Source organism: Streptococcus mitis (assembly GCF_047463435.1).
Taxonomy (GTDB): domain Bacteria; phylum Bacillota; class Bacilli; order Lactobacillales; family Streptococcaceae; genus Streptococcus; species Streptococcus mitis_DS.
The window spans coordinates 107,695-126,798 of sequence record NZ_JASHDW010000001.1; the positions used below are offsets into that span (position 1 = coordinate 107,695).

At 40.4% G+C, this 19,104-nt stretch carries 17 protein-coding genes; 1 reads left to right on the forward strand and 16 read right to left on the reverse strand.

The window, feature by feature from the left end; all coding sequences use genetic code 11:
- Positions 1 to 51 precede the first annotated feature (51 nt).
- The 6 genes from gyrB to QM843_RS00590 form a co-directional block, all read right to left on the reverse strand.
- Positions 52 to 1,998 carry a DNA topoisomerase (ATP-hydrolyzing) subunit B gene (gene gyrB, locus QM843_RS00565; RefSeq protein ID WP_237446949.1) on the reverse strand — a complete coding sequence of 649 codons (1,947 nt, stop codon included), beginning with the start codon at positions 1,996 to 1,998 and terminating at the stop codon, positions 52 to 54.
- A 14-nt stretch (positions 1,999 to 2,012) separates the two neighbouring features.
- Positions 2,013 to 2,576 carry an HAD family hydrolase gene (locus QM843_RS00570; RefSeq protein WP_004239328.1) on the reverse strand — a complete coding sequence of 188 codons (564 nt, stop codon included), beginning with the start codon at positions 2,574 to 2,576 and terminating at the stop codon, positions 2,013 to 2,015.
- Between the two features lie 84 nt (positions 2,577 to 2,660).
- Positions 2,661 to 3,215 carry a DJ-1 family glyoxalase III gene (locus QM843_RS00575; RefSeq protein ID WP_033684955.1) on the reverse strand — a complete coding sequence of 185 codons (555 nt, stop codon included), beginning with the start codon at positions 3,213 to 3,215 and terminating at the stop codon, positions 2,661 to 2,663.
- Between the two features lie 10 nt (positions 3,216 to 3,225).
- Positions 3,226 to 4,449 (reverse strand): FtsW/RodA/SpoVE family cell cycle protein, encoded by a 1,224-nt coding sequence (locus QM843_RS00580; RefSeq protein WP_033684954.1) that lies wholly within the window; start codon positions 4,447 to 4,449, stop codon positions 3,226 to 3,228.
- 36 nt (positions 4,450 to 4,485) lie between these two features.
- Positions 4,486 to 6,936: a bifunctional DnaQ family exonuclease/ATP-dependent helicase gene (locus QM843_RS00585; RefSeq protein WP_237446950.1), complete on the reverse strand. Its 2,451-nt coding sequence runs from the start codon at positions 6,934 to 6,936 to the stop codon at positions 4,486 to 4,488.
- Positions 6,937 to 7,134: 198 nt separating this feature from the next.
- A complete protein-coding gene (locus QM843_RS00590; protein WP_033684952.1) occupies positions 7,135 to 8,064 on the reverse strand; it encodes a peptidase U32 family protein in 930 nt (309 codons plus the stop codon).
- 139 nt (positions 8,065 to 8,203) lie between these two features.
- Here QM843_RS00590 and QM843_RS00595 point away from each other — a divergent pair, with 139 nt between their 5' ends.
- Positions 8,204 to 8,491, forward strand: coding sequence for a DUF3270 domain-containing protein (locus QM843_RS00595; protein WP_020902957.1), 288 nt, complete (start codon positions 8,204 to 8,206; stop codon positions 8,489 to 8,491).
- 33 nt (positions 8,492 to 8,524) lie between these two features.
- Here the strand turns inward: QM843_RS00595 and ciaH are convergent, their stop codons facing one another.
- From ciaH to metG, 10 genes are all read right to left on the reverse strand, one after another.
- On the reverse strand, positions 8,525 to 9,859 hold the full coding sequence (ciaH, locus tag QM843_RS00600) for a two-component system sensor histidine kinase CiaH (protein WP_414304267.1): 1,335 nt from the start codon (positions 9,857 to 9,859) through the stop codon (positions 8,525 to 8,527).
- Positions 9,849 to 10,523 carry a two-component system response regulator CiaR gene (gene ciaR / locus QM843_RS00605; protein WP_414304268.1) on the reverse strand — a complete coding sequence of 225 codons (675 nt, stop codon included), beginning with the start codon at positions 10,521 to 10,523 and terminating at the stop codon, positions 9,849 to 9,851. The genes ciaH and ciaR overlap by 11 nt, the downstream gene beginning before the upstream one ends.
- Before the next feature lie 108 nt (positions 10,524 to 10,631).
- A complete protein-coding gene (locus QM843_RS00610) occupies positions 10,632 to 13,178 on the reverse strand; it encodes a M1 family metallopeptidase (RefSeq protein WP_414304269.1) in 2,547 nt (848 codons plus the stop codon).
- A 122-nt stretch (positions 13,179 to 13,300) separates the two neighbouring features.
- On the reverse strand, positions 13,301 to 13,741 hold the full coding sequence (locus tag QM843_RS00615) for an ASCH domain-containing protein (protein ID WP_084924602.1): 441 nt from the start codon (positions 13,739 to 13,741) through the stop codon (positions 13,301 to 13,303).
- Between the two features lie 31 nt (positions 13,742 to 13,772).
- The gene (locus QM843_RS00620) at positions 13,773 to 14,471 is read right to left on the reverse strand and encodes a 3-oxoacyl-ACP reductase (protein ID WP_237446952.1); all 699 of its coding nucleotides are present in this window, start codon (positions 14,469 to 14,471) and stop codon (positions 13,773 to 13,775) included.
- Positions 14,464 to 14,700, reverse strand: a complete 237-nt coding sequence (locus tag QM843_RS00625) for a DUF2829 domain-containing protein (protein WP_000141913.1) — start codon at positions 14,698 to 14,700, stop codon at positions 14,464 to 14,466. The genes QM843_RS00620 and QM843_RS00625 overlap by 8 nt, the downstream gene beginning before the upstream one ends.
- Before the next feature lie 99 nt (positions 14,701 to 14,799).
- The gene (locus QM843_RS00630) at positions 14,800 to 15,726 is read right to left on the reverse strand and encodes an aldo/keto reductase (protein ID WP_237446953.1); all 927 of its coding nucleotides are present in this window, start codon (positions 15,724 to 15,726) and stop codon (positions 14,800 to 14,802) included.
- Between the two features lie 74 nt (positions 15,727 to 15,800).
- Entirely contained in the window at positions 15,801 to 16,616 is an 816-nt protein-coding gene (locus tag QM843_RS00635) for a hypothetical protein (RefSeq protein WP_237446954.1), read from the reverse strand.
- A gap of 3 nt (positions 16,617 to 16,619) precedes the next feature.
- Positions 16,620 to 16,940, reverse strand: a complete 321-nt coding sequence (locus QM843_RS00640; protein ID WP_000665422.1) for a PadR family transcriptional regulator — start codon at positions 16,938 to 16,940, stop codon at positions 16,620 to 16,622.
- A gap of 132 nt (positions 16,941 to 17,072) precedes the next feature.
- Entirely contained in the window at positions 17,073 to 19,070 is a 1,998-nt protein-coding gene (gene metG / locus QM843_RS00645; RefSeq protein WP_153199900.1) for a methionine--tRNA ligase, read from the reverse strand.
- Positions 19,071 to 19,104 lie beyond the last annotated feature (34 nt).

The window sequence follows — 19,104 nt, forward strand, 5'->3', positions numbered from 1 at the left end:
TAATGATTATATCATATTTTTTAGACCAAGGGAACTAGTTCTCCCGATTTTTTAGACATCAAGTGTACTATAGACGGCATTTTCTTCGATAAACTCACGACGAGGCTCTACTCGATCCCCCATCAACATATCAAAGATTTTATCTGCCTCAGCTGCGTCATCCACAGAAACTCTGGCCATCAAGCGATGCTCGGGATCCATTGTTGTTTCCCATAACTGATGATCGTCCATTTCACCCAGACCTTTATACCTCTGAATAGTTGGTTTGGCACGACCTTCACTGTGGCGGGCTAAGGCTTCTTGGAGTTTAATTTCTTGGTCTGCTCCTGGCTGGATATATTCTTTAATCTCGCTTCCAACCTTGACACCATAGATTGGAGGTTGGGCGATATAAACATAACCAGCTTCTAGGATTGGTTTCATATAACGATAAATCAAGGTTAAAAGAAGAGTACGAATGTGGGCTCCATCGACATCGGCATCGGTCATCAAAACAAGTTTTTGGTAACGGGCTTTTGAAACATCAAATTCTGCACCAAATCCTGTTCCCATCGCTGTGAAAAGACTACGAATTTCTTCGTTAGCTAGAATCTTATCCATACTTGCCTTTTCAACGTTCAAAATCTTACCGCGGATTGGAAGAATTGCCTGAAATTCACGGTTACGACCAGATTTTGCTGATCCACCAGCTGAGTCTCCTTCGACGATGAAGAGTTCTGTTTCCGCAGGATTGTTAGAAGAACAGTCTGCTAGTTTCCCTGGAAGGTTAGAAATTTCCAAACCAGATTTTTTACGAGTGACTTCACGCGCACGCTTGGCAGCCACACGAGCCTTAGCAGCTAAAATTCCTTTTTCCACGATACGTTTGGCAATCTGTGGATTTTCCATGAGGAAATCAGAAAAGGCATCGCTGAAGAGACGATTGGTAATCTTGACCACTTCGCTATTCCCCAGTTTTGTCTTGGTCTGTCCTTCAAACTGTGGATTTGGGTGTTTAACTGAGATAACTGCAGTTAATCCTTCACGAACATCTTCCCCTGTTAGATTGTCTTCATTGTCTTTCAGTAACTTATTTTTACGAGCATAATCGTTGATAACACGTGTCAAGGCTGTACGGAAACCTTGCTCATGCGTTCCACCTTCATGGGTATGAATATTATTGGCGAAACTCATGACATTTTCATGGTAACCCGTTGTGTACTGCATGGCTACTTCGACTGTAATATCATCCATCTCACCATCTGTGTAAATTGGTGTATCAAAGATTACATCCTTGTTCTCGTTGATATATTCAACGTAACTAGCAATCCCACCTTCATAATGATAATGCTTGGTTTGTTCGAAACCTTCACGCTTATCTGCGATGGAGATTTGAAGACCGCGATTTAGAAAGGCCAACTCTTGAATCCGTTTATTTAATTTATCAAAATCAAAGGTTGTTGTTTCAGTGAAAATTTCTGGATCCGGTGTAAAGTGAACTGTTGTTCCCGTTTTATCCGTATCTCCAACTACTTCAAGATCTGCGACAACATGACCACGACGGTATTCTTGGTAATGAATCTTCCCATTTTTGTGGACATGAACGTCTAATTGAGTTGAAAGGGCGTTAACAACTGAGGACCCTACTCCGTGAAGACCACCTGAGACCTTATATCCGCCACCGCCAAACTTTCCTCCAGCGTGAAGAACAGTAAAGACAGTCTCAACGGCAGGTCGACCTGTTTTTTCCTGAATATCGACGGGGATACCACGCCCATCATCGACAACAGTAATCGAATCATCTGGCTCAATAAAGACTTGAATGTGGCTGGCAAATCCTGCCAAGGCCTCGTCAATTGAGTTATCAACAATTTCCCAGACTAGATGGTGAAGACCTTCTTTTGAGGTTGACCCGATATACATCCCTGGACGCATTCGAACAGCCTCTAAGCCCTCTAAAACTTGAATTTGACTGGCATCATAATCTTGTGCCTGCAGATTTTTGATTTCTTCTGTCATCTTTTTCCTTTTTCTTACATGTCTAATACTTGTCTTAAATTCACGATACTGGTAAACAAGTGGGTAGCTAGTCCTGCAGCTTGCCCGGCTTCGATATCAATCGGTCGATCACCAATGACAAGCCCTGAACTAATTTGATACTTTTCTCTTAAATAAATCATGGACTCAGGATCTGGTTTTCTCTTAAAGCCTGAGTTAGAAGTCACCACTTCTGTAAAATAAGCTGCTATAGAGGTTTTTTCTAAAATTTCCAAGACCTGATCATTACGATGAGATACCAAAAAATGACGGCCACCTTGATTTGAGATATCTTTCAATAAATCAGAAACTCCATCAAACAAAATCGGATGTTCAAGCTCTCTGGCTTCATTTTCCTTGTACTTTTCTAAAAAATTCTCTAAGTTGGGAGCGAATGTCTCAATCGCAAAATCAGTAGAAACCTTTAAAGCTTGATAGACACTGTCATGGTCTTGTGTGATGCCATACAGTGCCAATGTTTCAACAAATGCAGCTGTTGAAGTTTCATAATTATCGAGTAAAGTTCCACCTAAATCCCAGATGTAATCGTGATATTTCATAGCTTTCATTATACCATTTTTTCGTTAAAAAAGCGATGATTTCCCTGAGTTTTCCACATAAAAAACGAGAGGTTGACTCCCGTTTTATTGATTTTTACCAAAGACATCTCGATAGAGCATTCCAGTTCGTAAACTCTCTGCATCTCCGCCTAGTTGCTCCACCAACTCGTAGGCAAAGGCAAGGGCTGTTGAAGGGCCCCGACTGGTTGTCAAATGTCCATCTACCACTACTGTTTCCTTGACGTATTGACCATCAATGATTTGCTCTTGAACGCCATCATAGCAAGTGTACTGCTTGTTTTTTAATACTCCTGCTTGATTGAGGGCAATTGGCGCCGCACAAATGGCTGCCAGTTTCTTCCCTTCTTGCTCGAAGCTTTGCAACTCTTGAACCAAGGCCTGATTGTCCCGCAAATGTGCAGAACCAGGCATGCCGCCAGGAAGGACAACCATATCATAGTCTGATAAATCACCATCAAAGACACGATCTGCTCTTACTTGGATTGCATGCGAACCAGTCACTTGCTCTTCAAACCCAACCATATCACAAGTGATATTTGCCCGACGCAAAACATCCACAACTGTCAAAGCTTCAATTTCTTCAAAGCCCTGAGCTAACATAACTGCTACTTTAACCATGATTTTCTCCTTATTTGATTCGTTTTAATACAACCTTTTTCCGTTTGAATGGGACTTTTCCACTCTTTTCTTCAGCTAGATTGGTCTGGTAACTCATCGATAAAAGCAAGCCAACACCAATCAAATTACTAATAATAGCCGATCCCCCTTGTGAAATGAAAGGCAGTGGAATCCCGGTCAAAGGAAGCAAGCCCGTCACAGCACCTATATTCTCAAAGATGTGGAAGAGCAACATCATAATCAAACCTGTGGAAATATAGGTATAGAACTGGTTATTTGATTTGAGAGTAATCTTCAACATACGGTAAATCAGCATGAGATAAAGAGCAATAACAAGGACAGAGCCAATAAAGCCAAAATCTTCTGCGATAACCGTGAAAATCATATCCGACTCACGAACTGGAATAAGCAGATTCGAAGCATTAAAACCTTGACCAAATAAGCCACCACTTCCAATGGCAATCTGTCCTTGAGCCTGTTGGTAAGTGGTTGTTTGGGCAAAGTCAAAAGGATTGAGCCAAGCCAAAATACGGTTGATTTGGTAGGTCGGCATTCCCAGTTGATGGAGAAAAGCCCGACCGTCCTTGCTGATAAAAATAGCTAAGAAACCAGCAATTCCTGTTACAGCAGTCACAAATACTGGGATAATAATTTTCCAAGAAACCCCCGATAATAAAACGATTCCTGAGAAAATGGCTACAAAAACCAAAGCCGTCCCCAAGTCACTTTGAAGTGCCAAAAGAACTAGGACTGGAATGGTAAAGAGAATCATCCAGAAAATCAACAAGAAGTCCAGCGGAACTGTGCGTCTCCATTCCTTATGTTTTTTGGTAAACTGGACAATCACACGAGCCAACATGAGGATATAGGATATCTTCATAAATTCTGACGGCTGGAACAAGGTAACACCATTTACCGATACCCAGTTTTTGGCACCTGTTGATGCAACTAAGCTTGGATTATAAAAGACGATAGGTAAAACCATAAGTCCCAAGCCTAAAATATATAGAAAGGGTGTAACCTTCCAAAGAAATTCAGTATTAAAGAGCATGACCACAAAACCAATCACAAGCCCCAAGGCGATCCAGGCGACCTGCTGCCCTAAAATGGGCAGAATATTGTTTGGATAATCATGACTAACAGCTATATAAATAGCCACCACGCCGATAACCAGTAGGAAAAATACTGGCAGGAGCAAACTATAATCGACTCTAGAGTCGAGAGAACGTTTCATATATACTAACCTTATACTTTCATACAATACTATTTATCAAAGTTCATTTAAAAATTTATCAATAGCCTCATCAACTTCGGATTGAGAGACGGTTTTAACAATCGCTTCTTTTGCTAGAGAAGTCACAATTTGTTTGCCATATCGCTTTCCGACAATTCTCCTATCCAAAATCAGAGTTAAGGAACGTTGGTGTTCACGTCTCATACTTCTTCCTAAAGCCTGTTTTAAACGAATAATGGCCATTGGCAATTGATAATCATAAAAGGCATTTTTCCCTTCTTGAATTAGTTCCTGATTGATCTTTTTCGTCAAGGGTTCTTGGGGGTTTTGGAAAGGAAGTCTTGGTACAATTTGAATCACAAAAGAATGACTTGAAAAATCAACTCCCTCCCAGAAACTTGCTGCACCTAGCAGGATTTGTTGTTCACCTTTTTCAAAGCGTTTCTTCAGTTGATGAACATCCCCATTTTTATACTGGGCCAAGTGGCTAACTGGAAGTAAATCCGACACTGCTAGAAGCATGTCTTTAGCAGTAAAGAGAACTAAAATCGGTTGCTGGAAAGCTTGAATTTCCACTAGTAAATCAGCTACTTCTATGGCATAGACTTCTAAGGAAGTTTCTGTTACCAGGGGAAAATCTTTGACCAAGACCACTTCTTGATCCTGTTTTTTACCAGCTTCAATCTTAACAAATTTAGCTTCGGGATAGCCTAACAGGTCTGCCAAAGAAACTCTCTGACTAATCTCAAGAGTAGCCGACACTCCCAAGACTTGACATGAATCAGGCACTAAAGAAGATAGAAGAATACGGCCTGATTTTGTAGAAGAAATCTGAATTTTCTTTTGACTCGTTTCAGTTGCTTCAAGCCAGTAATCACCTTCAGCCGTAAAATAGCGAACCAGTTCCTCAAAGCCCTCTACTTTTAATTCTGAAAAATACTGGTGAAGATTGGCCAGAGAATCTAAGATATTTTTCCTAGATTTGCCAGACTGAAATTGCTCTATCAAATAGAGACACTCAAAGCGAATACTTTCTAGTATTCGTTGTTGAATTCTGTTTTCTTCTCCTACCAAAGCCTTATCAACTAAATCAATAATAGACTGGATATCGTAGGACTCTTGAAGCAGATTTTCTAGAGCCAACAAAACTTTTTGGACTTCATCAATAATCAATAAACGGTCACTGACAAATTCAGGATTATCTTCAAGTCTGGTTACAAGATAGGCATGATTGGTCACTAAAAGCTTACAGGCTTGTGCCCTTTCTTGACTTCGTTTCCAGAAATCTTCCGTCACAAATAAGCTTTGAGATGATAAATTCCCGTCATGACGAAGGTCTGCTAGAAAATGTTGGTAACGGTAAAGTTGCCCAATTTCATCCAAATCTCCTGTCTCTGTCTCTGTCAGCCAGACCAAGAGTTGCATTTTAAAGCGTCTAAATAAGCGATTTTCATCATTTTCCTGCAAGGAACGATAAAAGGCATCCAACTTCAGATAATTGTGTGGTCCCTTTAAACTATGAATATCTATATGGAACACTTCCTTGAGACGTTTACCTTCTTCTTCCATGATTTGATTTTGAAGAATCTTTGTCGGAACGCTAAGGACAATCTGACGATTTTCCACTTGGGACAACGCAGGTAAGAGATATCCATAAGTTTTACCAATCCCTGTCGGAGCTTGAATCAGAGAGACAGGCTCATCTTTCAATAGCAAGCCAACCTCTTTAGCAAAACTTTCTTGTTCCTCCCTCACTTCAAGGTTCAACAGAGAAATATTTTTAGAAAAATCCTGAGATAGTTTTCGTGACTCCAGGGGAGCTCCAGTTTTCTTGAAATACAGTCTTTGAACTTCGACCAAGTCTAGAGAACTCAGGATAGATTGGCTGCGATAAATTTCTTCAATAACCAGGTAGGACTCATATAAGAGGGCGTCAGCCATTTCCAGCAGGCGTTCCAAGAGACCTTTAGGAAGCTGTGCCATCTTTTCTCGTAGAAAAAGGAGTAATTCCGCAGTAGCTTGGGCATCTGAAAGGGCTGTGTGAGCGTGTTTTAGAGGAATTCCTAATTCTCGACACAATATCGGCAAACTATATTTTTCCAGTTTAGGAAAAAAGACCTGAGCCAATTCGACCGTGTCAACACGAGGATTTCTTAGTTCATAGCCTTCAAAAAATAAATTTTCCGCCAAGAGATTGGCATCAAACTGAACATTATGGGCTACAAAAATCCCATCCTCCACCAAGTCAAAGATTTTTCTAGCAACTTGCGAAAAATCAGGTGCTTGCGCCAGACGTTGGTCTGTCAATCCTGTCAGTTCTTTTATATGAGCATCCAAGGGTTCATGTGGATTGACATCTGTCGTATAGTGATCGACGATTTTTCCATCCTCAATCACGACAATTCCCACTTGGATAATTTTAGCCTTACTACCTGTGCTAGTTGCCTCTAAATCCACCACAACATAGCGATTACCAATCGTTTTCATTATAAAAAATTATACCAAAAAAAGGGCCATTTGGCACCTGCAAACATGGGATAATTTTCAAACTCGAGAAGGTTACTTGTATTAAAAATTCCAGCAAACAGAGCATCCTAGCCTACTAATTCTTTGAAAATATTGGAGAATAAGAAAAATTGAGAGAAGAAATGTTTGCATCTTCCTTCTCTCAACGAATCATTTACTTTATTTAACCATGTCAGGATCGTAGTCATAAAATCCTGTATCAAGGAAACGGTTTTTAGGGTGAAGTTTACGCACTTCTTCATCCAGCAAGAAGGCTTGGTCATGGCTAAAGTTGCCCTCTTGAATCAAGCTACGCGCTTGGATAAAGAGTTTTGCAATCTCAACAAAGTTCTGACCAGGTGTATAGAGACCTTCTAATTTCCAGTGAGTAAAACCATGCTCTACCAATTCTGTCAATTTTGTCATCAAATCAAGGTCATTGTTGGCAAAGATGTGGGTACCATGATTGTCTTCAAAAATGGAATAATGGCTCTCAGGGTCACTTGGCTCAGCCAAAAAGAGGTCACGCTTGCGCGTCTTTTCATCATCGATGTGCGTAAAGTTATAGTAATTTTGCAAGAGCGGACGTTTAGAATGATGGATAACGCTAGCTCCGTAAACCAAAACTTCAGCAGGAATTTCCAAAATCTCTGGCATTTTGAAAAGTTCAGCTGATGGAATTTCACGCGCCAAAACAGCCTCAGATGCGCCAGCCTTTTGTCCCCAGAAGTTAATCTGGCGACTGCTTGTCACCATAGTTGAAGCATCATAGATGGTCTTAAAGGAATAACCATCGCGGTTGACAACGTAAAAGACACCTGCATCCCCAATCGTAATGTAGTCTGTCTTGATTTCTTCCAAAAAGTCTAAGAAAGGCTTGATACGGTCCATCATATCTTGATGCATGAGGGCATTGACCGCAACAATCAATTCCTTACCTGCTTCATGAACCAACTTAGCAATTTCACGCAATTGGTCATGACTAAAGGTTGTTGGCAGACGAAGGCCAAAATCTTTCTCACCGACATAGATACGATCTACGCCAGCTTCGAGCAGTTGTTTAACTTGTTCAATACTTTCAGCAGTTGCTGTAATGATAATCTTTTCCATAAGAAAAATTATACCACATTTCTGGAAAATCAGCCATTCTTTAAAAATGAAAAGGGACTTTATTCTTATTGTAACCTTTCTGTAATAATTCTCTGCTGAAAAAATGATAAAATAGGTATGTACTGTTAAGGAGAGAATAATGCCCGTAAGAAAATTACAATCCTATGAGGTAGACTATCAAGAAGAATTAAGCCAGCAGGTTCCTCGCTATCAAGATTATACACCTGAAGCACAATCTGATGCCAATCTCAAGGAAATCCTATTTTTTGTTAATATCGCTGTTTTTTGTATCTGTATTGCTATCTTTAGTTTTATCTTTTTAGCATTAAAATTATCGCCTGCTCTTGCATTTGCCGCAGCAATCGGATCCAGCTTACTTGTTTTAAAAATTCAACGATCTATTATCAAACGAAAACGTAGAAGATAAATCCAAAATATCGCCCCGTCTGGAGCGATATTTTTATTTTTTCTTTTTAGATGGTGTGTGGATGGCAATCTTCACTTCAAAGATTGTTCCCTTTGGTTTATTATCTTTAACAGTAATGGTTCCTTTTAAGGCATCTACAATTTGCTTGGCCAGAGATAACCCTAAACCAAAACCACCTTTTTGACGGGTTCTAGCCTTGTCCACTCGATAAAAACGGTCAAAAATTTTCTTCTTATCTTCTGCTGAAATACCGACTCCATTGTCGGAAACTAGCAAATAAAGATTACGATCAGTCGCTGAAATCATAAAATCAATTTCACCATCCTCCTCAGTATATTTGATAGCATTATCAAATAAGATGGTCATCAGTTGTTTCAAAAGAAGTTGATCTGTGACAATCGTTCGATGGATCCGATTTTCAAAACGGAAGACACGATCATTTTCCGAAGCAATCATCTCATAGTTTGTGAAAGTCGTATTGAAAAAACTGGTTGGAACTTCTGCAAGTTCCGGCTTAATCCCATCATCTCTCCGAGCTAAATTCAACAAGTTTGTCGTCAAAAACCTCATGTTTCGAACTTCTTCCAAACTCGAAGCAATACTTTCGCTCACATCCATAATGGTAGCTTCTGGCTTACGGAAAAGGGTCTCTAAACGATTTTGCAAAACTGCAAGTGGGGTTCGTAACTCATGACTGGCATTTTCCACAAAGGACTGTTGCTTCTGCATGCTCTCAAGCAGAGGACGAACACTGACCCTAGCTAGATAGAGACTGGCAAGCAAAGACAGAATCCAGAAACTTGCCATTACAACCACAATCAATTGCTCATGCTTTTGACTGGCCTGCTCCAACTGACTGGTATTTATCAAGACAGCAGCATACTTGATATTGGTTGAAACCGAACTAATATTCGTTTCCATCAAAATCATGCGATAGATTTCTTCCTGTCCATAGCTATTAAGAACCTGAATCTGATAGATATGACCTAGTTCTTTCTTTTCTAACTTAATCTTATCCAATCCCAAAAATCGATTTCCAGAAAGGAGTTGGGTAAAATTCTTATCAAAAAGAATAACCTCTGTATTGGAACTGACATTGGGTTTTACATCAGTCTTGCTAGTATCTGTGGCAGCATTCTCTAAGTCTTTAATCTCTTCTGTTGCCCTATTTACTGCCAGCTGAATAACTGCCTGAGGATTATTACTCAAACCATGTAGCGTATCGTCAACCGAAGTATAGAGACTCGAGTGCATGACCTGTAAAATAATCAAGGTCATGGTGGAGAAAATCAGAGTGAAGACACCAAAGTTACGAATAAAGTAACTAAAGTCATCCGCATACCATGTTTTTTTTAGTTTACTGAACATCTTTTAAAATATACCCAACACTGCGCAAGGTTTGCAAATTCTCTGCAAAAGTGGTTCCTTTTAATTTCTTACGGACTTTTGAAACATAGACTTCGACAACTGAAATCGTTGTGTCACTATCAAATCCCCATAGACGATCAAAAATCTGAGTCTTAGGCAAAATAACATTTTGATTTTGAAGGAAATAAACCAGTAAATCGAACTCTTTCCCCAACAATTCGACAGAAGTATCTTCAACCTTAACGGTATTGGTTGACAAATTAACTACAATATTTCCATATGTCAAGGTGTTTTCATTAAATTTACCTGAACGTTTGAGAAGGGCTTGAATCCGCATTTTGAGTTCTTCTAGGTAGAAAGGTTTGGTCAGATAATCATCCGCTCCCAATTCAAATCCATGTCCCTTGTCATCCAAACTTTCCTTGGCAGTCATGATCAGAACTGGTGTCGTAATTCCCTTTTCACGCAATTCTTTCAATACTTGGAAGCCATTTTTTTCAGGTAACATCAAATCGAGCAAAATCAAGTCATAGACGCCACTCTCAGCTTCGTAGAGACCTTCTTCTCCATCAAAAACCTGCATGACATCCGCAAAATCGTCTAAAAAGTCAAATACTGAATTTGACAGGCCTAGGTCATCCTCAACTAATAAGATTTTTATCATGAGAAACTCCTCCTTATTAAAACCATTATACCAAATTTGCCTTAAAAAAAACTCAACTCTCTACATTTTACATGAGATAGCTGAGTTTTCTTTTTATTTTAGGCTTATTTATGCGTTTCCGTATTGAAGAACGACTGCTTCCACTGCAGTTTTTTCACGGTTAATCAAGTCAACACGCGCTGCAATTTCCTTGATTCCCATACCGATATTACGGCTAAGAGCAAGGTCAGAAAGTTGCGGTTCAAAGAATTCCTTGTACTCTGCCAAGCGTTGCTGAGTCTTAAATACGTGAGCAGGAAGGATAACAAAGCTATCAAAGCTCATATCTCCACCAAGAGCTGCCTTAATCCAAGCCCAATTTTCACGAGCCCAAGACCATGCTGTTTCCTGAGTTGCTTGATGGCTTAAGAACTGGAAGTACCAAGCAGACAAGTCTTGTGGTTTGACCACAAATTTGTCCTTCCAAGAAGTAATCAAGGTTTGGATATTGTCCGCATCTTTACTGTAGGCAAGAGCTGCTGCCAACTGACGTTTAAAGACAGCATCTGTTGCGTGCGTATAAGTATCAAGATAAAGTGCTAACAAGTCTTTAGTCTCATGATGTTTCATCTCATTGATGAGAACTTGTGAACGAATAGCTGCTGGGAGTCCTGCAAGATTCTCCTTGTGTGCTGCGAAGATTTGGCTAGCGGCTTGACTAGCTTCTGCATCATTTGAGCGAATCATCATAGAAATGGCCAACTGACGAACCAATTCATCCTCATCTGATTCGCCATCTTTAGCTTCAAAACCAAGACGGTCATAATTATGACGAGCCAATTTAGCAACCAAGGCTTTGAAGGCTCTTTCAGCTTCTGTTCCTTCATCGATAAAGCGCTCAAGGGCAGAAATTACTTGAGAAACAGCTGAAACGACAAGGTAAGATTCTTCTTTAGCGAGTTTATCAAGGACTGGAAGCAAGTCTGCATAAGAAATGTGCCCTGCTTCAGCAAGCAAGCGACGTTCTTGGACGATTTGCAGTTTACTTGTGTTATCAAGCTCAACTAGGTCAGCAAGAACTGCATCCAACAAATCTCCTTGATAGTCGGTAATGTAGTGGGCTGTATTTTCAGTGTTGAGACGAAGTGCTGTTTTGTTTTCAGCAAGAAGGGCTGCATAGCCAGGGATTTCGATGCTTTCAGTTTCGAGTGTATCAGGCAAGCCTTTCCAATTGCTGTTTAGTGGCACAACCCAGAGACGGTTCTTGTCTTCGTGCTCACCGATAAAGAATTGTTTTTGTGAGATCTTCAAGACATCATTTTCAACTTTGACAGTGAGAACTGGATAACCAGGTTGTTCCAACCAAGAATCCATGAAGGCTGCAACATCACGTCCAGACGCTTGACCAAGAGCATCCCAAAGGTCACGACCAATTGTATTGCTGTATTGATGTTTTTCAAAGTAGGCATGCAAACCTTTGGCAAAATCGGTATCACCTAGCCAACGACGAAGCATATGCATAAGGCGACTTCCTTTGGCATAGACGATAGCTCCGTCAAAGAGCGTATTGATTTCATCTGGATGTTTCACTTCGACGTGAACAGATTGAACACCATCAGTCGCATCACGTTTCAAGGCAGACGGAACACCACCTGTTTGGAAATCTTCAAAGATATTCCAGCTTGGTTCAATAGCATCCACACAGACGTACTCCATCATGTTGGCGAAGCTTTCATTGAGCCAAAGGTCATCCCACCATTTCATAGTTACCAGGTTACCAAACCATTGGTGAGCCAATTCATGTGCCACAACAAGGGCAACTTGTTGACGGCTAGCAAATGTTGAGTTCTCATCTACAACCAAGTACACTTCACGGTAGGTTACAAGACCCCAGTTTTCCATGGCTCCAGCTGAGAAGTCAGGAAGGGCGATATGGAGAGATTGAGGAATTGGATACTTAACTCCGTAGTAATCTTCGTAAAATTCGATTGATCGAACGGCAATATCTAGTGAGAAATCAAGGTTAGATAGTGGGTGGGCTTTGGTTGAGTAGACACCAACGAGGGTACCGTTTTTAGTTTTAGCGGTTACTCCTTGCAAATCACCTGCTACAAAGGCTAACAAGTAAGAAGACATGCGAGGTGTTGTCTCAAACTTCCAGATACCCGTTTCCTTACGGTTTTCAACATCTATCTCCGGCATGTTTGACAAGGCCAATTCACCTTCTGCTTGGTCAAAACGTAGAGAAAGGTCAAAAGTTGCTTTGGCTTCTGGCTCATCCACACATGGGAAGGCTTCACGCGCAAAATGGCTCTCGAACTGAGTTGACAAGACTTCCTTCTTCACCCCATCAACTGTGTAGTAAGATGGGTAAATCCCTGTCATGTTATCCGTGATTTTTCCTGAAAAGGCAAGAACCACTTCAACTTGACCAGCCTCAGCCAATTCGATATGAAGGGCTTCATTTTCGTGATCAACTGTAAATGGACGAGCTTGACCTGCAACTTCTACAGAAGAGATTTCCAAGTCTTTTTGGTGCAGGGAAATACGGTCACTCTGTGCTTGACCAGTAATGGTCACCTTCCCAGAAAATGTCTTGGTCTCACGACTCAAGTCTAAAAATAAATCATAGTGTTCAGGAACAAATTGCTTAATAAAATGTTCAACTGCTTGCATAGTTTTCTCCTATTCTAAGTTTAAGAGCTGCTACTCTTCTTCAAACAAACTTATTATATCATGTTTTACTTGAGAAAAAAGGATTGGACGGTGATTTTCCAAACTTTCTTCCTTCTAATAGTCTACAGTGGGTAGACCTTGCTAAATTCTTCTAAAACAACCTTGCTTTCAGGTGTAAAAGTCAGTCCTGCTTCTTTCAGCCACTCGGCGAAACAATCCTCATGAACCTGACGCCAATAGGCTAGGGATTTGTCACCTTCCCCTTCCTTGTAGGCATGTTGAGCAGAAACTTGATTGAAGGGCTGGACAGAAACCTTTGTAATTTCAACAATACAGACAGCCTGATTTTGACTATCTAAAATGACATCAAAAGTTCCTTCTTGAGGAAGGGGTTCGGCTTCTAGTGCGTAAAGGTCATAGACTGAGGCGGTTGCTGACTTTTCTCCTTTTAAAACCAAATCCGCCAACAAATCAGCTTCCACTCCAAAAGCCCAAGCATCTATCGCATCTCCAATCGAGGGGTTGATTTTCTTATATGCATTCCACATTTCTTGAGGTGTCATAGGTTGCTCCTTTTTCTTAACTTTATTCTCCCTACTTCAAAGACCAGCCACCATCTATTGTCAAAATTTGTCCCTGCATGGCAGATGCCTTTCCACTGGCCAAAAAGAGACTGACTTCTGCCACTTCTTCTGGCCCAATCCAGCGTTTTATTGGTGTTTCACTCGCCACCCAGTCCGCTAAACCACCTGGTTCAAAGTCCGAAGCGGTCATAGCTGTCTTGACTGCTCCTGGAGCGATACCAAAGACCTGAATCCCAGCTTCAGCATAGTCTAGAGCCAACTGCTTGGTAAATCCAGCCAAGGCATGTTTAGATGAAGTATAGGCGTGACCACCACCTCCTGCTAGATTTGAAGCAATGGAACACATATTGATAATGGATCCTTTTTTATTCTCCAACATTTGAGTCAAATAATAGCGAGTCAACTCAACAGGAGTCACGTAGTTAATTTCAAAAATCTCTTGAATGTCCTGCGCTGTCTGTTCCAAAAGTGGTTTATAATCGTCCAAAATTCCCGCAGTATTGCACAAAACATCAACCTGAGGACACCAGTCAAAAATAGGCTCTAAGTCCAAGGTCAAATCTCTCTGTAAAAAGTGGAAATCACCCTCTAAGAGTGGATCTTCACCTTGGTCAACTCCATAAACTTGATAATCCTTCTCTAAAAAAAGACGAGCCTGAGCCAGGCCAATTCCTGAACTCACTCCTGTAATGAGTACACGTTTAGTCATGCACTTCTACCCAATCCGTCGCCAAAACATCACAAGGTGTCGGGCTCCACATGGAAAAACCTTCTCCCTCCCCGGAAACGTTGATCAGGAAATAAGGTGTCACTTCAAGTGCAACCCCGTTTTGTTCAATGGTGTCAAAAAGTTGGACGTAGTTTTCAGCACCTCCCCAACCAGTTCGTACATATTTTTTCTTAGCCTTTAATCCAGGCAGAATTTCTTCAAATGTCATGATTTTCTCCTTTTATATCGATAAATCTTCACTTCATTATAACAAAAAAACCGCTTTAAAACGGCTTTTTGACTGTGATTTATTTACATCTGCTTCTACCTACGGCAAATTATTCCCTGCAGCAAGATAAATTTCATACCATTCTTTTCTTGTTAAACTAAAGTTTGTCGCTTGGCTAGCTTCTACCAAATGCTTTGGATTTGTTGTACCTACGACTGCCTGCATTTTTGCTGGATAACGCAATATCCAAGAAATAGCAATAGTTGAAGGGGTTACTCCATATTTAAAAGCTAAACGATCAAGTACTTGATTTAAAGCTTGAAATTTCTCATTTCCAACAAAATTCCCTTTAAAATAGCCAAATTGTAAGACAGACCATGCTTGAATGACCACATCGTGTAATTTGCAATATTCAAAAATGCTGCCATCTCGAATAGCTGCTTGACTATCTTCCATATTAACATGAAAACCTGATTCGAATCCTGGAGTAAAAGCCGCACTCAATTGCAACTGATTAACAGCTAACGGCTGCTTGACATCTTTTTTAAGCAATTCCATCATCATAGGATTTTGATTAGAAACTCCAAAATCTCGAACCTTACCTTGTTTATAAAGGAGATCAAAGGCTTCTGCTACTTGGTCAGATTCCATCAAAGCATCTGGTCGATGAAGAAGCAAGCTATCTAGATGATCAATCTTCAATCTTTGCAAAATACCGTCTACTGATTTTATAATATAGTCCTTAGAAAAATCAAAATAGGTAAATTCTTCAATGTGAATTCCACATTTTGACTGAATCCACATCTCTTCTCTTAAATCTGGACGATCTTTTAAGACAAGACCTAACAGTTCTTCACAACGACCACGACCATATATATCAGCCAAGTCGAAAGCATTGATTCCAACAGAAAGTGCTGTCTCTACAAGCTCTTCAACTTCTTTTACAGACTTATCTTCTATTCTCATCATTCCGAGAACAATTTCTGATAATTCTTTGTCATCTTGACCAAGAGTTATGTATCTCATCAAATTTTTCTCCTTTAATCTCTACCATTCTTCCCTTCATTATAACAAAAAACCGCTTTACAACGGCTTTTTGACTATATTTCACTCCATTTTATTTTTTTAAACCCACGGAACAAGACAAAGATTCCAATAAAGAGGACAGCTAAAGGAATAACTTTTGTAAGAAAAACATTTGAAATGCCCATCCACTCATAGTAACGGAGCAGAGAACCTACAATAAGATGGGCAACAATCATACTGTTAAAGGGACGAAAAAAATCTTCTTTCCAATTCCAAATACTGATGACTAGAGAAAGTGTAAAGATAGATAAACTATCCCAGGGAGCCGGAAGATAAAAAGCTCCTTCTTGTATGAATCTTGCCATTCCTACATATCCTAGAACAACCAGAAGAACTATACTCCCAACGACAATATAAGTTCCAATTTTCATTTTAGGAGAATCTTGGACTAAGTCCCAACGTAAGATTGTGGCCACAAGAGCAAATCCAATCAGAAAAAGAAGAAGTTGCCCTAAAAAAGTAAGCAAATTGACTGTTAAGAGAGGACCTTTAGAAAAATCACTTAGTAGTTGATAATAACGTAATACCGCTAGGACAAGAATTGGCGTCAAAAGGGACTCCTTGATAGAACTGTGTGGTGCTTCCTTGAGCATCTCTTTCATTATTGTTTTAGGATTCTTACCTAAATAATCCTCTGCACTCATGCCATCTCGTTCTGCTTCTGAGAAATCTAACATCATCAAATAAATCTGCTCTCTGAGATAGTCCTCATCATAGAGAAATCCAGCAAGATTAAAACTATCCCACAGTTCCTCAAAATACTGCTGATTCTCCTCAGAAAACTCATGTAGCAAAGCGCTTGTTTCTTCATAATACTTCATTTTCTTCATGGTTTAACCCCCATTCTTAATCCCTTCTACTTTTTGACTCAAATCGTCCCATTGTTGCCAAAAGACCGAGACACGCTCTTCTCCTTCTTTGGTTAACGAAAAATACTTCCGATCTGGACCATCTGGCGACGGACGCATGTCGCCTCTAATCCATTGATTTTTTTCTAACTTTTGCAACAAAGGATAAATAGTTCCTGGAACGATAGTATCAAATCCAGCCTCTCGTAAAGTCTGAACCAACTCATAACCATATCGCTCTTTTTGACCAATCATATCCAAGACACAACCTTCAAGAACACCTTTTAATAGTTGAGTTTCCTTCATCCTTTCCCCCTTCTATCTATTTTGTAATACCTACTAGTAGCTTCATCTATAATATACCACTTCCACACTAGTTTGTAAAGCATAATAGTTAAATAAAAAAACAGAACTAGCATGAACTAGTCCTGTCTATTTTTACCCAATCACACTTCCGTTTGGTACAGCTGGATCAACTGTGAGAAGGGTTAATTGTCCATCATGTTCAGCTGAGAGAATCATCCCTTGGCTGACATATTTCTTCATCATCTTGCGTGGTTTGAGGTTGGCAACGATTTGAACTTTCTTGCCGACCAATTCTTGTTCGTTTGGATAGTATTTTGCAATTCCTGAGAGGATTTGACGATCTTCACCATCACCAGCATCCAAGCGGAATTGAAGCAACTTATCTGAACCTTCTACTTTAGACACTTCTTTGACTTCTGCGACACGGATTTCGACCTTGTCAAAGTCTTCAAACTTGATTTCTTCCTTGTTTAGTTTGAGTTCAACTTCGTCTGGATTCCACTCTTTTTCGACTGCTGGTTTATTGCCTTCCATTTGTTCCTTGATATAGGCGATTTCTTCTTCCATATCCAGACGTGGGAAGATTGGTGTTCCTTTGGCAACTACAGTCACATCTGCTGGGAAGTCAGCCAAGTTCAAGTTCTCAAGGCTAGCAACTTCTGCTAAACCAAGTTGAGTCAAAACTGCACGACTGGTTTCCATCATAAATGGTTCAATCAAGTGAGCTACGACACGAAGGCTAGCTGCCAAGTGACTCATAACACTTGCCAATTGATCGCGTAGTGCTTCATCCTTTGCCAATACCCATGGAGCTGTCTCGTCTATGTATTTGTTAGTACGAGAGATAAGGGTCCAGACTGCTTCAAGTGCACGTGGGTAGTCAACTGCTTCCATGTAGGTGTGGTAGTCAGCGATTGATTGTTCTGCAACGTCAGCAAGAGCATGGTCAAACTCTGTTACACCTTCTACATAGGCAGGGACTTGCCCGTCAAAGTACTTATTAATCATAGAAACCGTACGGTTGAGGAGGTTTCCAAGGTCATTGGCCAATTCGTAGTTGATACGGCCTACATAGTCTTCAGGAGTGAAGGTTCCGTCTGAACCAACTGGAAGGCTACGCATGAGGTAGTAACGAAGTGGATCTAGACCATAACGTTCTACCAACATTTCAGGGTAAACGACATTCCCTTTAGATTTAGACATTTTGCCGTCTTTCATGACGAACCAACCGTGAGCAATCAAACGATCTGGCAATTTGATATCTAACATCATAAGAAGGATTGGCCAGTAGATTGAGTGGAAACGAAGGATGTCTTTTCCTACCATGTGGAAGACTGTTCCATTCCAGAATTTGTCAAAGTTACCATGTTCATCTTGACCGTAGCCAAGAGCTGTAGCATAGTTAAGAAGGGCATCAATCCAAACATAGACAACGTGTTTTGGATTAGATGGCACTGGCACACCCCATGTAAAGGTTGTACGAGAAACAGCCAAATCTTCCAAACCTGGCTCGATGAAGTTGCGAAGCATTTCATTCAGACGACCATCTGGAGTGATAAATTCAGGATGGGACTTGAAAAATTCGACCAAACGATCTTGGTATTTGCTAAGGCGAAGGAAATATGATTCTTCAGATACCCATTCAACCTCGTGACCTGATGGAGCAATACCGCCAGTTACATTTCCAGCTTCATCACGGAACACTTCCGCAAGCTGGCTTTCTGTAAAGAATTCCTCATCTGAAACTGAATACCAACCAGAGTATTCACCCAAGTAAATATCATCTTGAGCAAGCAAGCGCTCAAAGACTTGAGCCACTACTTTTTCATGGTAGTTATCCGTTGTACGGATAAATTTATCGTATGAGATATCTAGTAATTGCCAGAGTTCTTTGACTCCAACTGCCATCCCATCAACATAGGCTTGAGGGGTGATTCCAGCTTCTTCTGCTTTTTGTTGAATCTTTTGACCATGCTCATCAAGACCTGTCAAATAAAAGACATCGTAGCCCATCAGGCGTTTGTAACGTGCTAGGACATCACAAGCGATGGTTGTATAGGCAGATCCGATATGCAGTTTACCAGATGGATAGTAAATCGGCGTTGTAATATAAAAATTCTTTTCAGACATAATTTTTCCTTTCCAGGCAAATGAAACCTGTTTT

What these genes read in the sequence shown, in the direction of transcription:
- gyrB (WP_237446949.1), bottom strand. Translation starts at nt 1,998, where the DNA reads ATGACAGAAGAAATCAAAAATCTGCAGGCACAAGATTATGATGCCAGT.
- QM843_RS00570 (WP_004239328.1), bottom strand. Translation starts at nt 2,576, where the DNA reads ATGAAATATCACGATTACATCTGGGATTTAGGTGGAACTTTACTCGAT.
- QM843_RS00575 (WP_033684955.1), bottom strand. Translation starts at nt 3,215, where the DNA reads ATGGTTAAAGTAGCAGTTATGTTAGCTCAGGGCTTTGAAGAAATTGAA.
- QM843_RS00580 (WP_033684954.1), bottom strand. Translation starts at nt 4,449, where the DNA reads ATGAAACGTTCTCTCGACTCTAGAGTCGATTATAGTTTGCTCCTGCCA.
- QM843_RS00585 (WP_237446950.1), bottom strand. Translation starts at nt 6,936, where the DNA reads ATGAAAACGATTGGTAATCGCTATGTTGTGGTGGATTTAGAGGCAACT.
- QM843_RS00590 (WP_033684952.1), bottom strand. Translation starts at nt 8,064, where the DNA reads ATGGAAAAGATTATCATTACAGCAACTGCTGAAAGTATTGAACAAGTT.
- QM843_RS00595 (WP_020902957.1), top strand. Translation starts at nt 8,204, where the DNA reads ATGCCCGTAAGAAAATTACAATCCTATGAGGTAGACTATCAAGAAGAA.
- ciaH (WP_414304267.1), bottom strand. Translation starts at nt 9,859, where the DNA reads ATGTTCAGTAAACTAAAAAAAACATGGTATGCGGATGACTTTAGTTAC.
- ciaR (WP_414304268.1), bottom strand. Translation starts at nt 10,523, where the DNA reads ATGATAAAAATCTTATTAGTTGAGGATGACCTAGGCCTGTCAAATTCA.
- QM843_RS00610 (WP_414304269.1), bottom strand. Translation starts at nt 13,178, where the DNA reads ATGCAAGCAGTTGAACATTTTATTAAGCAATTTGTTCCTGAACACTAT.
- QM843_RS00615 (WP_084924602.1), bottom strand. Translation starts at nt 13,741, where the DNA reads ATGACACCTCAAGAAATGTGGAATGCATATAAGAAAATCAACCCCTCG.
- QM843_RS00620 (WP_237446952.1), bottom strand. Translation starts at nt 14,471, where the DNA reads ATGACTAAACGTGTACTCATTACAGGAGTGAGTTCAGGAATTGGCCTG.
- QM843_RS00625 (WP_000141913.1), bottom strand. Translation starts at nt 14,700, where the DNA reads ATGACATTTGAAGAAATTCTGCCTGGATTAAAGGCTAAGAAAAAATAT.
- QM843_RS00630 (WP_237446953.1), bottom strand. Translation starts at nt 15,726, where the DNA reads ATGAGATACATAACTCTTGGTCAAGATGACAAAGAATTATCAGAAATT.
- QM843_RS00635 (WP_237446954.1), bottom strand. Translation starts at nt 16,616, where the DNA reads ATGAAGAAAATGAAGTATTATGAAGAAACAAGCGCTTTGCTACATGAG.
- QM843_RS00640 (WP_000665422.1), bottom strand. Translation starts at nt 16,940, where the DNA reads ATGAAGGAAACTCAACTATTAAAAGGTGTTCTTGAAGGTTGTGTCTTG.
- metG (WP_153199900.1), bottom strand. Translation starts at nt 19,070, where the DNA reads ATGTCTGAAAAGAATTTTTATATTACAACGCCGATTTACTATCCATCT.